Annotated in this window: 9 protein-coding genes; 6 read left to right on the top strand and 3 right to left on the bottom strand. The window is 46.7% G+C overall.

Features of this window, described 5'->3' with window-relative positions:
- The first annotated feature begins 35 nt into the window (after positions 1-35).
- Positions 36-683, top strand: a complete 648-nt coding sequence (locus FEN17_RS00470; protein ID WP_138363359.1) for a 2'-5' RNA ligase family protein — start codon at positions 36-38, stop codon at positions 681-683.
- 9 nt (positions 684-692) lie between these two features.
- Here FEN17_RS00470 and FEN17_RS00465 read toward each other — a convergent pair whose 3' ends face one another.
- Positions 693-1,694 (bottom strand): T9SS type A sorting domain-containing protein, encoded by a 1,002-nt coding sequence (locus tag FEN17_RS00465; protein WP_138363358.1) that lies wholly within the window; start codon positions 1,692-1,694, stop codon positions 693-695.
- 452 nt (positions 1,695-2,146) lie between these two features.
- Positions 2,147-3,502: an MATE family efflux transporter gene (locus tag FEN17_RS00460; RefSeq protein WP_138363357.1), complete on the bottom strand. Its 1,356-nt coding sequence runs from the start codon at positions 3,500-3,502 to the stop codon at positions 2,147-2,149.
- A gap of 192 nt (positions 3,503-3,694) precedes the next feature.
- Between FEN17_RS00460 and FEN17_RS00455 the strand changes: the two genes are divergently transcribed.
- Complete coding sequence (locus FEN17_RS00455) at positions 3,695-5,563, top strand: gamma-glutamyltransferase family protein (protein WP_138363356.1); 1,869 nt, start codon at positions 3,695-3,697, stop codon at positions 5,561-5,563.
- Positions 5,564-5,579: 16 nt separating this feature from the next.
- Here the strand turns inward: FEN17_RS00455 and FEN17_RS00450 are convergent, their stop codons facing one another.
- The gene (locus tag FEN17_RS00450) at positions 5,580-6,044 is read right to left on the bottom strand and encodes a GNAT family N-acetyltransferase (protein ID WP_138363355.1); all 465 of its coding nucleotides are present in this window, start codon (positions 6,042-6,044) and stop codon (positions 5,580-5,582) included.
- Positions 6,045-6,366: 322 nt separating this feature from the next.
- Here FEN17_RS00450 and FEN17_RS00445 point away from each other — a divergent pair, with 322 nt between their 5' ends.
- The 4 genes from FEN17_RS00445 to FEN17_RS00430 all read left to right on the top strand — a co-directional run bounded on the left by FEN17_RS00445 (position 6,367) and on the right by FEN17_RS00430 (position 14,991).
- Positions 6,367-6,642 (top strand): hypothetical protein, encoded by a 276-nt coding sequence (locus FEN17_RS00445; RefSeq protein WP_138363354.1) that lies wholly within the window; start codon positions 6,367-6,369, stop codon positions 6,640-6,642.
- A 140-nt stretch (positions 6,643-6,782) separates the two neighbouring features.
- On the top strand, positions 6,783-7,502 hold the full coding sequence (locus FEN17_RS00440) for a LytR/AlgR family response regulator transcription factor (RefSeq protein ID WP_138363353.1): 720 nt from the start codon (positions 6,783-6,785) through the stop codon (positions 7,500-7,502).
- Between the two features lie 2 nt (positions 7,503-7,504).
- Positions 7,505-9,601: a tetratricopeptide repeat-containing sensor histidine kinase gene (locus FEN17_RS00435; RefSeq protein ID WP_138363352.1), complete on the top strand. Its 2,097-nt coding sequence runs from the start codon at positions 7,505-7,507 to the stop codon at positions 9,599-9,601.
- 29 nt (positions 9,602-9,630) lie between these two features.
- A complete protein-coding gene (locus tag FEN17_RS00430; RefSeq protein ID WP_138363351.1) occupies positions 9,631-14,991 on the top strand; it encodes a S8 family serine peptidase in 5,361 nt (1,786 codons plus the stop codon).
- Positions 14,992-14,993: the final 2 nt, after the last annotated feature.

The raw sequence follows: 14,993 nt of genomic DNA, 5'->3' as shown, positions 1-14,993 counted from the left end.
TTTACAAAGTAGTTACACTTCATCAACATCATAAAATGAAAAGCGCTCACATCAACAACAATCACTGGAATACACTGGTGAACATTCGTTATCACATGTATGAGTATCTGCTGGTATTTTCATGTGATAAGGTTACCGAGGCGTTGATCCACAATGTAAAAAGGTATTTCGAGGATAATTACGGCTGTCACTACGCGGCCAATCTTATCCCGCATCTGACCCTTTTCAAATGCACCATCCACGAAAACAAGGTGGATCGGATCATTCAGGGATTTTCAAAAGTGGCGAAACATGCTTCGCCACTTCAAATCGACCTGACCCAGTTTAACAAGTATGAGCATGGCACATTCTATGTCGACCTTGCTTCAAAGTCTTCCGACCATGTTCTTGACCTGGTCCGAAAACTCAGGAATGAAGTTGGCACGCATGTAAAACAATGGGCACCAGCGGAATATATTTTCAGCGAAGACCCGCATTTTACAGTAGCCCGGAATATGACCGCCTCGCAAATTGAAAAAGCAGTGATGGATTGGCTGTACCGTGAATTCCAGGCATCATTTCAGGCGACAGAGATGAAGTTGTTGCGGAGGTCGCTCATCCACGGGGCCAAATATGAAACTGTGGCTACCTTTCCGCTGCTTGGCCTGCCGGATGGGCAGTATATGCAGGGTTCATTGTTTTAGCAGCAGGGTTTATCGGGCTACCAGGAATTTCGAGCTGATCGATTTTCCTGACTGATCCTGGAAGGAGATAATATACATTCCCCGGATCAGGTTGCCGATATGCAGATCGTCTTTGATCCAATAAACGGCGTCCGTGCGGTCCCGGCCGAGAATATCCGTGATTCGGAGGGTTTCTTTTTTAAATGGTTTCGCAGTTTTTTCCTGGGCGAGTTTCAATACTTCGCTGGCTGGATTTGGGTAGACTGTCAGGTTTGTGAGTGGAGAGTCGATCACAATCGGCGGATCGGCCTTACCTGCCAATGTGTAAACTTCAAAATCGTTGGGGGCGATTGCATCAGCCGTGGTAATGGAGCCGGATTGCAGATCTGATCTTTTTTTCAGGATAGAAATAGAATCGACTTTGGAAGGGATTGTCACCCACATACCATTTTTCCAGCCGATGATGGTAAGCTTGCTGAGCTGGTCAACCAGCGTGTCTACTTTACTGTCGGCATCCCAGGTGAGTGAAATTTTGGTTTTGTTTTTTCCGTCAATGTCCCAGAATTCTTTCAGGTTCACAGGGCCGATGGTTTGATCTTTGGAACTCGCGCGATAAGAAGCGTCGGAAGGGTTTTGACGGAAATATGCACCGGTAGTACCATCCGCTGTCGCCGAAAATGGGCCGTAAAACCCTTTGTTGCCGACCGGAAAAAGAAGGTTAGCGGAGCCAAATTTCCGGACGTAGCCGTCGACGTGAGCTTTGTCGCCACCATTGACAGAATGAATATTGGCAGCAAAGTTCACGACACCATAAGGAAGCTCGCGGTCTGTGCGGATGATGGCAGAGAGGCTGCCGTCAACACCGAAATCGAAATTTTTCAAAATCGTGATTTGCCCGCCACTGGCGACATAGGCTTTATTCCGGCGGGTTTGAGCTGACAATTCAGCTTGAAAAATGGCGAATGTCAGAAGTATCGCAAATGCCTTTCGCCACAACGAAATGCTTTGACAAAACAGTAATTTTCCAATCATAACAATATCATTTACACTACTACACGCTCACGATCAATCAGTTAGTCATGAATTCGTATTAATATAAATATAGTCAGGTTACATTGGTTTGGGACGTGGAGGAATCAATTTCAGCAATCTTTTACATTGGATATTAGCATTATCCTACGATTGAAATGTACTTCGTCGAGATGAATACGAACTATATTTATCTACCCTAAAACTTTATCGCACGTAATATTTATAGAAGCTTTAAGCTTGTTGTAGACTGTTAGCCTTTTTGCGTAGCGTTTTTAGGAAGTAATTATACCGGCGAAATTTTGATGTCGACTTCGGCGTCTAATCGGTCTTTGGGTTCGATTTTGAGCCAATCATTGTAGTTGCTGTGGAATGCTGCCGACCTTTTGCCTGGCTCTCGTGCAAGTTGCGCATTAAAGATGTTTGACCAAAAAATGATAGAACATTGGAGAATGCTAAATAGCCGTTTCCACATAATACTTCTTCCAGTTCAACACACTGAACATTGCTACGAGCAACAAAGTCCCGATTTCGGCTAGTCCGCGAGCGAGCCAGATGCCGTCGAGCCCGAACCACCGCGGTAGCAGAAAAGCAAAAAATGCGATCAGCACACCGCCTTTTGAGATATTGATTAAAATCGAAACCACCGACTTTCCGATACTTTGAAAATAGGCGGCCAGAATAAAATTGGGACCAGTAGCAAGAAAAAGCAGAAAGTAAATTTTCAGCGCGTGCCCTGCTTCGCGCTGAAATGCCTCAGGCTCGTCGCCCGAAAACAGGCTTACCAGTAAATCAGGAATTGCGAAGCCGACCCCGGTCACCACAAAGCCAAGTATCAATGTAAAGCCCAATCCAAAATGCAATGTTTCTAAAACCCGGCCCGGCAGTTTTGCACCCATATTGAAAGAAATGATGGTCAACGAGGCGATCATGGCAGATGTGAAAAGCCGGATAAAAATAAAACTCATGTAATTAATGATCCCAAAAGCCGCCACCGCCGACTGACCATACGGAACAACGCTGCGGTTGATCACGAGCAAACCGGTTGAAAATGCGATTTCGGAAGCGAAGGAAGGCAGGCCAAGATTCAGCAATTCCCGCCACTCTTGTAGCCTGATTGTCAACCGAAAACCATTAAGTGTTAAATGTCCTTGCCCTTTTTTAATATGGAAAAACAAATACAGTGCTCCGCCGAAAATCGCAAGCGTGGTGGCGATGGAAGCGCCGGTAACTCCAAAAGGAAAAACAATGATCAACAAAAAATCCAGCAGCAAATTGATTACTACGGCGAGCACGGCAGCATTTCTGGATGCTTTGGGCGCATTATCATTGGCCACGAAGTTGCCCCAGAAAATCCGGATGCAGAAAAATGGCAAGCCCATAAACTGCCAGAACATATAATCGGAAGTACTTTTAATGATCTCGGTATTTTCGTTCCCGGCTAGAAATCGCGCGATGGGGGTGACAATAAAGGGCGCTAAAAGCACAGCCATAAAACCTAAAACCAGTCCAATCGTTGTCGCAAACCGAAAAACTTGCTGAGCCTTCTGGTAATTTCCAGCGCCGATATTTTTACCGATTAAAATCCCGCCGCCAATTAGGATCGGGAGATTGAGCGCTGTGAAAACCATCAGAACAGAACCATAAAGGCCCACTGCCGCGATCCCCTCTTTTCCGACCTGACGGCTGAGAATCAATCCATTTACTACCTGGTGCAAAAGCACGGACGCAATGCTGGTCAATGTGGGAATGTAATACTTGAAAAACAGGGACTTAATAGGAGCGGTACTGAGCGGATTAGAAGCGTTCATGGCCGCGAATTACCGCAAACATTCGGGAAAATCTGGTGCTGTTTTAAAGATATTTGTAAAAAACAGTATCCTGCGCACCGATGCGCGCGGTTGACGCCTTTATCTTTTCCTCTATTTTATTTACATTTAGAATTGGCATATCGGATATAAATCATTCCCAAATCCTGCAAATACTCCTTAACCACCGCATTTATGAAAATAAAATTCCTCATCTCTTCCCTGCTATTCATAGCGGTCTGCTTGCAAATCCAAGCGCAATCATTTAATAATTTTCCGGTCACCACGCAAAAGCCGCCGCTGCATGGCAAACATTGGATGGGGATTACGGGGAAACCGCTGGCGGCTACGGCGGGCGCGATGATTTTTAGCAAAGGCGGAAACGCGATAGATGCTTCCTGCGCAATGCTGGCTGCGACTTGTACGATGTGGGACGTTTTGAGCTGGGGCGGGGAGACGCAGGCTTTGATTTATAATCCGAAAACAAAAAAGGTGATCGCCATCAATGCGATGGGTGTGGCGCCGACTGGGGCTACGCCTGAGTTTTATAGAGGAAAAGGCATGAAATATCCGCCGGAATATGGTCCTCTGGCGGCAACAACACCGGGTACTGCGGGCGGGCTGATGACCATGCTGGCCGAATATGGTACAATGAGTTTGAAAGATGTTCTGGCACCGGCCATGTCTATGGCAGAAGGTTATCCAATTGAAGCTCAGACGGCTAACTCTATTGAGCGGGGAAAAGACGAGATCAAGAAGTGGCCTTATTCTACCAAAGTTTTCCTGCCGCATTTGGGGCAAAAAAGAGAAGCGCCCGATGCCGGAGAAATATTCGTGCAGAAGGATTTGCTGGCAACATTACAGAAGCTCGTAGATACCGAGCAGCAGGCTTTGAAAAAAGGAAAATCGAGAAAAGAAGCGATTTATGCGGCTTATGACCGGTTTTACAAAGGAGATATTGCAAAAGAAATTGCCCGGGGGACGCAGGAACAAGGCGGGCTGATCACAGAGCAGGATTTAGCAAACTGGAAAGTGAAGATCGAGGAGCCTCTAATGACAAATTACAAGGGAATAGAGGTGTATAAAATGCAGCAGTGGACGCAGGGACCGGTGATGTTGCAGGCGCTGAACATGCTGGAAAATTTCGATTTGAAAGGTATGGGGTACAATTCGTCGAGATATGTGCATACCCTGTACCAGGTGATGAATCTGGCATTTGCCGACCGCGATTTTTATTATGGCGATCCTGCTTTTGCACCCGCGGAGCCGATGAAAGGTTTGCTTTCCAAAGAATATGCAAAGGAGCGCATTAAGCTAATCGACCTGGAAAAGAATGATCCGAAAGTAATGCCAGGCGACCCCTACCCTTTTGAAGGCAAAAAGAACCCTTACAGCGACCAGATCAAGTCTTGGGGTAACTTCCAGGCTTCGGTAAACCAGAATGAAAATGGCCCGGGCGAGCGGTTTATGAAGGAATTTACGGCTGGTACTACGTCCGTGGAAGCGGCGGATGAAGAAGGCTGGGTGGTGAGCATCACGCCGAGCGGCGGCTGGGTGCCGGCGTGCATTGCCGGAAATACGGGCGTCGGTCTGAGCCAGCGTATGCAGTCTTTCGTGCTGGATGCGAAGGAAAATCCTTTCAATGTGATGGAGCCGGGCAAACGTCCGCGGGTAACCCTCACGCCAAGCCTTGCTATGAAAGATGGTAAGCCATTTTTATCTTTTGCGAAACAGGCAGGCGACGAGCAGGACCAACTGCTGCTCCAATTTTTCCTGAACATTGTCGAATTCGGCATGACTGTGCAGGAATCCACCGAGGCGCCAAGTTTTAAAACATTACAGATGTACAGCAGCTTTGGCGCGCATGAAAAAATCCCCGGCGGGCTGATTCTCAACGAAGCCATGCCCGACTGGACGAGAAAAGAACTAGCCCAAAAAGGCTACAAACTAAGTTACCAGCCCCGTACCAGCGGCCCCATCAATGCCATTTGGTTCGACTGGCAGCACGGCAGCTTCTGGGGCGGGTCCAGTAACCATGGCGAGGATTATGGTATCGGCTGGTAAATTTCGGCTTTGATAGCTAGTCAAGATCCAGCCGCATTTCCGTCAAAATCTTTTTAAAACCAACCTTTTCATACGCTGCGATTGCCGGCGCATTGTCGGAGTAGACGTGCAGCCGGATTTCTTCCAGCCCACGGTTTTTAGCCCACTGTACGAGCGCGTCGATGATGAGCCGGTTGACGCCTTTTCCGCGCATTTCGGGCACTACATACATGAACCCGAGAAATGCATATCGCTCAAATTGATTGAAGGGTTTCGCCTCCATGATCCTGGCGTGACCGCTGCCTATCAGCTTATCTCCCTGCACAGCTACGACGACCTCAGTCTCCTCATTTTCAATCATTTTGGCCAGATCATAATAATGAAAATGTCCCGGCAGAAGCGTTTTATCAAAAGGCCGCTCGGCCAAAATAATACCTTGCTCGAATTCCCATAGCACTTGAAGTTCGTCGGGACGCGCAGGACGGACCTGGATATCGTTCATAGAAAAAATGATTGTTTTTATCGTTGCTGCAAATCTATGATTTACGGCCCGAGGAGCATTGCAAAAAATGTTCCCCTGACCACAATTCTGGGTAAAAGAATCACTTTCAGGAATTTTTCCACATTTGTATATACATGTATCCACACATTGATAAAACAAGACAAATTTCCCTGAATGCCTGTACGCGCCAATTTGGCATTTTTTACACCTAATACTACGTAAATTGTAGTATTTATTCTAAAAATACTGCTCTTCTGGTATGCTATTAATAATTAAACCGTCAGTTACATACACTTTTTTTAAAACTTAAACATTGGAAATCATGAAAACGAATAGTCAAAAACATGCGGTGATCTCTCTTAGTCATGAAAGTTTTAAACATTACCTGGTGCAGCGCTACGCCGAGAACCCTGAAAAAGAATACACGACCAGGGAAGATTGGATCAATCTCTACAACCACGCGAAAGAGGATATGGAGAAGAGCGGCGGCCGGATCATCGGTTATGAGCTTGTAGATGAAGAGCTTGTCAGCCATGAACGCATCAATTCCTACTGGCCCGCGAACTGGATGTGGGTACTGCAATTCAACCAACACTGATGATCGTACGTTTCTACGACTGCACAAATAACCCGCTGATTGCCGGGCCGGAAACTAAGCTCCGGCCCGTTTTTGTACACAACTATATGTAAGGAGTGCACTTTTGTCTATATTCGGTAGTAAATCCTTAACCTAATATAATGACGGGTACGCTCCCTGGTATACGCTTTATCGCAGTCGACGACAGCCCGCTTGACCTGCTTTTTATTTCCGAATTTTCAAAAGCATACCCGTTTCTGATTCCCTGCGGCACATTTTCGAATGCTGTTGAAGGTTATGGCGCGCAACAATATATCAAACCCGATCTGGTGTTTCTGGACATTGAGATGCCTGGCTTCAGCGGGATAGACCTGCTCAGAAAAATCCGTGAGGAAGTGGTGATGGCCGTTTTCATCACGTCACACCCAGAATTTGCGCTGGAAGGTTTTGAACTTTCGGCATTGGATTACATTCTCAAACCCCTCACCGAGGAACGTTTCGCGCAGGCGGCGCGCAAGATCCAGGAATACTGGGAAATGAGGCAAAAATCCGCGGCTTATGAGGTAATGTTTGAAAAAGATATGCTCACGATTAAGGAAGGGCATAACCACGTCAAGCTGGCGCAGCGGGACATTATTTACCTGGAAGCGATGCAGGATTACACCAAAATTGTGACCTCTAACAAGAATTACATGACGCTTTCGTCGCTCACGTACTTCATGGAACAACTTCCCGCCGACCGTTTTCTCCGCGTGCACCGCAGTTATGCCGTGTCAGTCGGGCAGGTGAAAGAAATGCGGTATTCTGAGCTGGTATGCAACAATGCCGTGATTCCGGTTGGTAAAACCTATCGCTCGGCCGTCGCCAAAATGAGATTCTGACGATGGGAAAAACGCTACTCCTGGCGATGCTGCTTCTCACATTTGCCCAAAATATTTATGCGCAGCAAATCCCTGATCTTTCAAAATACAAAACTGCCCACCAGAAGCTGGAAGCGCTGGCCTATTTGTGCGACACATTAAATAATCAGGAAGATTATGCGCGTGAGAAAGTCGTATCCCGGTACGCACTTTCCATGATTCCGGCGAACGATTACTACTATTTATCGCTTTTCAATTTCAATCTGGGTGTTGCTTACGAGTACGATGGCGGCGATGACAGCAGTCTCTACTTTCATGAAAAAAGTTTGGATTTTGCCAGAAAAGCAAAGAGTCCGAGGCGCATCAAGGAAGCTTTGGGGCGGTTACTTTATATATATACCAATACGGGTGGTTACACGGCGCAGAGCAAAGCGACCTTCAAGGAAATTCTGGGCATTGTGGACACAACCCGCTCTGAGCGGGAAAAAGTGGGCTTGTACGTAACCATCGCGAATTATTACTCAATTCAGGGACAATACGAAAATCAGATTAAATACCTGCTGGCGTCGATCGAAGTGACGAAGAAATTGATCGCGACAGGAAAAATCAAGGACCGGGAGCTCGTAGTAGCCGATATCATGAACCTGGCTGAGCTCTATATCAGTCTGAATCAGCCGGATAAGGGCATTAGCTATTCCCTGGAAGCGAGAGGGTATATCGTAACTAACAAGACTTTTCTTTCGCATCATTACAAAGATATGACCGACGCTTACCTGTCGATGTCAAAGCCGGAGAAGGCAAGGGTGTATTACGACAGTCTCACCAACATGGCGAAAAACGACTATGCGAGAGGTTACGGCAACAAGATTTCGGTCGATCTGAGCTTTGCGGATTTTTATCTCCAACATAACAAACCCGATAGCGCACAGATTTACATGACGCAGGCCAATCAATTGGCTTCCAAATGGGCGGGCACGAACCTGATGTCGCAGGTGACATATATGTCCGGCGAGGTTTTCATGGCGCAAAAGCAGTATGAAAAGGCACTTCCGCTGCTGAAAGCGTCCGAAACGTTTTGTGAAGGCTGGGACAGGCAAATATATGTTTCGCTGCTGCAATCGCTGGCGCGGTGCTATGCGGCAACCGGGAAATGGCAGCAGGCATACGAATACTATGAAAAATATGCGCCGCTGAGAGATTCTTTGTATGTTGAAGCCTCGAAAAAAAGCATTGCCGACGCGGAGGCGCTTTATCAAAACAAGGAAAAACAGGCGCAGATCGAGATCAAAAACCTGCAAATCGATGAAGCGAAAAAGCAGCGGCTCTGGCTGATTTCGGGTGTTTCCTTTCTGGCAATTTCGTTGGCGCTGCTGGCGATCATTTACCGGAACAAACGAAAAAATGCTGAGATACTCGACGCCAAAAACCAGGAAATGGCCCAGCTGATCCACGAATTGGAAGAAGCAAACCGCACGAAAGCTAAACTCTTCAGCATTATCAGCCACGACCTGCGCTCGCCGATCAACCAGGTATATCAGTTTCTAAAATTGCAGCAGCTCAACCCTCAACTATTAAGCGAAGCTCAAAAAGCCGAGCTGAATGAAAAGATCCAGACCGCGACCGGCTCACTGCTGGAAACGATGGAGGATCTCTTATTGTGGTCGAAAACGCAGATCAACCAGTTTAAGGCCGACATTCAGCCTGTGGAAGTAGCACGGGTAACTGAGCAATGTATCAAGCTTTTACAACTAAATTTGGTAGCGAAACAGATCAGCATCATCCATGATGTCCCGGCTAATGTCGTCGTGGAAACAGATCCTTATTATCTGCAGGCCATCGTCCGCAACCTGCTGCAAAACGCGATTAAAGCCTCCTCCGAGCAAAGCCAGATCCGCCTTGAACTCACCGAAAAAGCCGATCAGCGCGCACTTGCAATCGAAAATCCTGGCCCGGCATTCAGTCAGGAAGCATACGAAAATATCCTGGCACAAAAGGATTCTAACCAGGGAATGAATGGCTTGGGATTGAGGCTGGTGGACGAATTATCCGAGAAAACGGGGCTGAAAATCAGGTTTGAAAATCCGGCAAAGGATGTGACCCGGGCGCTGGTTATTTTTTGATTTTAAATAAAAACAACACAACATCATACATGCGTAAACATTTACCCCTCTTTATCTCCTTTTTATTGATCGCAGTTTTTTCGGGTTTAAAAGTCTTTGCCCAGCAAAAACCCGTACACAAACTTTTCCTACGCAGCGGCACCATCACCCCACCGGAAAACATTGCCACTATCTCCGCAAACCTCAGGAAATCAGCTTCTTCGGAGAAAACATTTGTTATCATACAATTCTACGACATTCCGACGCAGAGCCAGAAGGACTTGCTTAAAAATGCAGGCATCGAGCTACTGGAATACATTCCGGATTATGCCTATACGGCTACCGTGATGGGTAATGCGGATGAAAATGTTTTGAAGGAAGCGAATGCACGGTCGGTGGTGGAGCTTGCGCCGGAGCAGAAGATTGAAAAGGGTTTGCTGGAAAAGATAGCTGCTGAGAAGGCAGATACGGTACAGGTGCGATTGAGCTACCCGGCAGGTTTTACTTTTGAAGAAGTTTCAAAACAGTTGAATGACAATAACATACCAATTGTCTCGGAGGCTTTTAAAACTTACCAGATTTTAGAAGTCAAAGTAACCGCAAACCGTTTGACAGAACTCGCTGAGTTGCCATTTGTCCAATATTTGGGGCGGATACCTGAAAAACCACAGCCGCTGAACGATAAAAGTATGGCGAATACCAAAGCCAATCTGTTGAGTTCGGAAATATATGGCTACAACCTGACAGGAGAAGGCGTTACGGTAGGCCTGGGAGATTTCGGTGATCCCATTACACACCGCGATCTCAGCGGACGGGTTATTCTTTATCAAGGTGGAATGTCCTACGATCACGGAATTCATGTTGCAGGGACGATGGCTGGGGCTGGTATTATCAACGAAAAATATCGGGGATATGCTCCAAAATCTCAAATCATATCCGCTTCTACTTCCTCCATCTGGCACTATGCTCCCGGTTATGTAGCCGACTACGGAATGGTCATTACCAATAATTCTTACGGAGGTTCCTCCGGCTGTCCCGAATACGGAGAATATGATTTTGACGCCTATTTGCTGGACCGCCAGGCGTTTGAGCTGCCGTCTCTTTTGCACGTTTTTGCGGTCGGTAACGATGGAGCAAAAAATTGTCCCGATTATCCCGCCGGCTTCGGGAATATTTCCAGCCCGTATGCAGCTGCCAAAAATGTGATCTCGGTAGGTCAGGTGCAGGTAAATGGCAATGTATCCCTGGAATCGAGTAAGGGACCGGTGCAGGATGGGAGAATAAAACCGGAACTAACCGCGCCAGGAACACTTATCAACTCAACCATTTCCGGCAACAGGTATGCGACAGGAACGGGCACCAGCATGGCAGCGCCCGCCGTTTCTGGCGGACTCGCTCTGCTTTATCAGCGCTACCGGCAACTAAACGCGCAGCAGAATCCACGAAATGCTTTGATGAAAGCGCTTGTCATGAATGGTGCATTTGACCACGGACTGACGGGGCCGGATTACAGTTACGGTTTTGGCGGGATGAACCTATTTCGGTCTTTGAATATGCTGAATGCAGGACATTATGTAAGTGGGCAGATCGGTCACCAGGGGAAAAACCAACATCAGATCATCGTTCCAGCCAACACAGCGAAATTAAAGGTCATGTTATATTGGAATGATCCTGCACAATCCCTGCTTACCGGCGAAAAAACGCTAGTCAACAACCTGGATTTAAAACTCATTAAACCAAATCAGACAGCCAAATTACCTCTGGTACCGCTTCCGGCAAATGCTGCCATCACGGCAGTTGAAAGCATCGACGAGGTGAATAATGTTGAGCAAATTACCATCGACAACCCGGCAGCGGGAAGTTACACATTAGAAGTAACCGGTAAAATGATCCCGGCGGAAGTTCAGGAGTACTTTTTGGTATATGACCCGATTGAAAGCTCGACCATGATGGCTTATCCGGCCGGAAAAGAGCGGCTGGCCCCCGGCGATGTGGTAAATGTGGTGTGGGAATCTTATGGGAACGAAGCAAGTAAGTTCAGTCTGCAATACTCATTGAATGGGGGCGGCACCTGGACGGCCATCGATAACAATGTGGCGGCCAATTTGAGACAAATCAGCTGGACGGTGCCCTCGACAGCCACGACCTCGGCCAAAGTGAGAGTTATTCAAAACCAGACGAGCGTAACTCACGAAAGCGGCAATTTCACCATTCTCGGCGCGCCAGTGGTTTCACTCGCACCCGCTCAATGTGAAGGCTATATTGCTTTGAAGTGGACCGCAGTAACCGGCGCAACGGATTACGAGGTCTTGCAGCTTAAAGGCGAAGAAATGGCACATGTGACTTCGGTCACCGGACTCGCCTACACATTTTCAGCCTTATCCAAAGATTCGACCTATTTTGTCACCGTGCGGGCGCGGAAGGATGGGACGCCGGGCCGACGCGGCGTAGCCGTAAGCCGGAAACCTGACGGTGGAACCTGCGCCGGCAGTATTTCTGACAATGATATGCTGATGGAATCGATTATTTCGCCGGCTAAATCAGGTCGGAAATACACCTCGACAGACCTGAACGCCGAGGAGCCCATTAAAATCCGATTGAAAAACCTGGACGATCAGCCAACCAACGGCCCGATCGAAGTAGGTTATGCACTCGGCGATAAATCAGCACCGGTTTACTGGGAAACGATCAATACCAATATCGCGGGAGGTCAAGCTCTCGAATACACATTTACAAAAAAGGTCGATGTGCGTGCATTCCGCTCCTATCATTTAAGGGTTTATGTGAAAAAAAACGGCGACCAGGTAGAGACAAACAATGCGCTCGAACGGGATTTCAAGCATCTGGATAATGCGCCGCTTGCATTGCCCTATTTGGAACAGTTCGATGCCATGCCGGATCAGGAAATCTATGGCCCCGTAATTGGTCTGGATGGTGCGGAAAAATTTGATTTTTCAAACTCGCGGCCAAATGGACGGCTTAGGACAGCCATGTCACCCGGTAATGCGTATTCGGGAAACAGGGCCATAACCCTCGATGTAAAAAAATATTTGCCCGATGCAGGCGCTAATCAGAATTTCCTGACCGGAACCTACAACCTTTCCGGCTACCATGTTGATGCCGACGATATCCGGTTAAGTTTTGCATTCAAAAGTCATGGAGAATACACTTATGATGGCAACTCCATCTTTATTAGAGGCAACGAGACAAACAACTGGATTCAGATCTTCGGCCAACAAAATCAGCTTTCTTCTTCCCAGGGTTATCAGCTCTACAAAGCCAATTTAAGCGAGTTGCTAAAATTGAACAATCAGGAATTCTCGCAGACTTTTCAAATTCGCTTAGGGCAATATGGATACAGCCCAGCTCTTCCCGACGAAAGTGGAGATGGCTACACGTATGACGATATACGGATTTACAAGGTAGAACAAGACATTGAATTGGTTGAGATCATGCAGCCATCCGTCAAGTCGTGCTGGAACGAAGAAGTCCCGACCATTTCGATTAAAGTGAAAAACAACGGCTCAGAAGATTGCTATGACATTCCTGTAAAAGCCCAAAGTCAAGTAGGGTATTTGTACGAGGGAACAATCCCATCGATCAAGGCGCATACCGATACAATTTTTGAAATTAGGGCGAGATATGTCGGATACTATTTCAAAACCTACAAGGTCAAAGTCTGGACGGAGAAATCATATGACAACCACCCTGACAACGATTCCAGCGAGGTTACCCTCAGGATGTCGCCTCAGATAAACCAGTTTCCTTATCTGGAAAACTTTGAAGATAGTGATGGCAACTGGTTTTCTGGCGGTACTAATAATTCCTGGGAGTATGGCACCCCAAATTCGGAACATTTAAAAAAAGCCGCAAGTGGTAAAAATGTGTGGAAAACCAATTTGAAAGGCAATTATAATAACAATGAGCTTTCTTATCTGTACTCGTCATGCTTTTACTTGGGGAATGTCAGAAATCCTGCATTGAGTTTCAGTGCGTCCATCGATATTGAAAATTGCCCCGGTGGTAATTGTGACGAATTTTATGTTGAATACATTACAGATGGCGGCGACTGGACCCGTCTGGGTTCCAGGGGTGATGGCACGAATTGGTACAATGTGGAGAGTAACGGCCTGGGGAGCTGGAATGTTTCCGGTTATTCCAGATGGCATGTTTGTTCTGTTGTGCTGCCTAGTTTTAATTTCCCGGTTGTCAGGTTCCGTTTTGTTTTCAAAAGTAATAGTGCTGTGGTTAGAGAGGGAATTGCAATTGACGACATTCACATCTATGAATTTGAAAATGAAATCAGCGAAGGTGTAAACACAGTTCCGGTTACTAAATCAGAAGTCCTAAATTATTACTATGAAAGTTTCATTAGTAACGATAATAAAATAATCGCATCCCTCAAGTCAGAAAATCAGTTAATATCAAATGTCTCGGTGCGCAGTTTTCTGAATCAGCAGGCTGTCCGGATCAGCAACGGGCAATATTATCTTGATAAAAACTTTACTATTGTTAAAACCAGCGGCGACTTAGCAGAGCCCGTCACCGTCCGCCTCTACATTACCGACACCGAAATCGAAAGACTCATCTCGGCCCCGGACAAAACCGGCGTCCAAAGACCCCAAAACGCTTATGACCTGGCGATTACGCAATATTCCGGGACGAATGAGGATGGAAACCTGCTGAACAATGCGGCTAAAACCTGGACATTCATCCCTTCGGCGCAGGTTACGAAGGTGCCTTATGGGAAAGGATATTATTTTGAATTCAAAGCCAAAAACTTTTCGGAATTCTGGTTTGCAAATGATTATATCGGGCAGGGCTCGTCGCTGCCGGTGGATCTGATCAGTTTTTCGGCGAAACGGGTCGGCGGCACTGACCTTTCCCATGATGTGCAGCTGAAATGGACGACGGCTTCTGAAAAAGATTTCAGCCATTTTGAAATTGAGGTGGCGGAAGATGAAATGCAGGTCAGGAAGCAGCTTTTTACTAAAATTGGCGAGGCGAAAGGGTTTGGACTTTCGGTGGCGCAGCAGGTTTATACATTTACGGATCGTGTTAAAAATCCGGCGGGGACGAGGTATTATCGGTTGAAAATGGTGGATACGGATCAGACATTTAGCTATTCTGCTATCCGCTCCGTGAATTATCAGGATATTGTCTGGAAATTGTATCCGAATCCTTCGCGTGATTTTTTCCAGGTTGAGTTGAAAGGTGAAAAAGATCAGGAAGTGAAAATCAATGTCTTCGAGACAGGCGGACGGTTGGTTAAAAATGAAACATTGAATGCTACTGGCTCTGTGCAGGTCAAAACCATCGATCTATCAAAAGAAAAATTACCGACAGGAATTTACTTGCTGGAAGTCATCGCCGGGGAGCAGAAGCAAACTTTTAAAATCCTCAAACAATAACC

This window comes from Dyadobacter luticola (genome assembly GCF_005860805.1).
Classification (GTDB): domain Bacteria; phylum Bacteroidota; class Bacteroidia; order Cytophagales; family Spirosomataceae; genus Dyadobacter; species Dyadobacter luticola.
Note: the sequence above shows the minus strand (reverse complement) of the source record. Positions and strands in the feature narration are given on the sequence as shown.

Excerpts from the sequence above, each read along its gene's own strand:
- FEN17_RS00470 (WP_138363359.1), top strand. The coding sequence starts at position 36 with ATGAAAAGCGCTCACATCAACAACAATCACTGGAATACACTGGTGAAC.
- FEN17_RS00465 (WP_138363358.1), bottom strand. The coding sequence starts at position 1,694 with ATGATTGGAAAATTACTGTTTTGTCAAAGCATTTCGTTGTGGCGAAAG.
- FEN17_RS00460 (WP_138363357.1), bottom strand. The coding sequence starts at position 3,502 with ATGAACGCTTCTAATCCGCTCAGTACCGCTCCTATTAAGTCCCTGTTT.
- FEN17_RS00455 (WP_138363356.1), top strand. The coding sequence starts at position 3,695 with ATGAAAATAAAATTCCTCATCTCTTCCCTGCTATTCATAGCGGTCTGC.
- FEN17_RS00450 (WP_138363355.1), bottom strand. The coding sequence starts at position 6,044 with ATGAACGATATCCAGGTCCGTCCTGCGCGTCCCGACGAACTTCAAGTG.
- FEN17_RS00445 (WP_138363354.1), top strand. The coding sequence starts at position 6,367 with ATGAAAACGAATAGTCAAAAACATGCGGTGATCTCTCTTAGTCATGAA.
- FEN17_RS00440 (WP_138363353.1), top strand. The coding sequence starts at position 6,783 with ATGACGGGTACGCTCCCTGGTATACGCTTTATCGCAGTCGACGACAGC.
- FEN17_RS00435 (WP_138363352.1), top strand. The coding sequence starts at position 7,505 with ATGGGAAAAACGCTACTCCTGGCGATGCTGCTTCTCACATTTGCCCAA.
- FEN17_RS00430 (WP_138363351.1), top strand. The coding sequence starts at position 9,631 with ATGCGTAAACATTTACCCCTCTTTATCTCCTTTTTATTGATCGCAGTT.